The sequence below is a fragment of the Herbidospora sp. RD11066 genome (genome assembly GCF_054661255.1).
On record NZ_BAAGDO010000042.1, the window covers coordinates 1 to 438 of the forward strand.

Genomic DNA, 438 nt, shown 5'->3' on the forward strand with positions numbered 1-438 from the left:
CCCGACGCGGGTCGTCACCGAGGAGACCACCTTCACCCAGGAGCAGGCCAAGACGGCCCTGCCCACCCGCCAGTACTAGGAGCCGGGGGGCCGTCCCGCCCTGAGATCGGGGCGGCCTCCCTTCCAACGCGAAGGAAAGCGCATGGCTGAAGCGATCCTGCGGATGACCGGGATCGGCAAGGAGTTCCCGGGCGTCCGGGCCCTCGACGGCGTGGACTTCCGGCTGCTGCCCGGAGAGGTGCACGCCCTGATGGGCGAGAACGGCGCCGGGAAGTCGACCCTGATCAAGGTCCTGACCGGGGTGTACTCCATCGACGCCGGTGAGATCGAACTGGCCGGAGCGAAGGTCGCCTTCACCGGCCCGCTGGAGGCCCAGAAGGCCGGCATCAGCACGGTCTACCAGGAGGTCAACCTCTGCCGGAACCTGTCGGTCGCCGA

General features: G+C 69.2%; 1 protein-coding gene. It reads left to right on the forward strand.

The window, feature by feature from the left end; all coding sequences use genetic code 11:
• Window positions 1–142: 142 nt before the first annotated feature.
• Window positions 143–438 (forward strand): ATP-binding cassette domain-containing protein (locus ACYQ78_RS39280; RefSeq protein ID WP_459806085.1); only part of this gene is annotated, 296 nt, incomplete at its 3' end.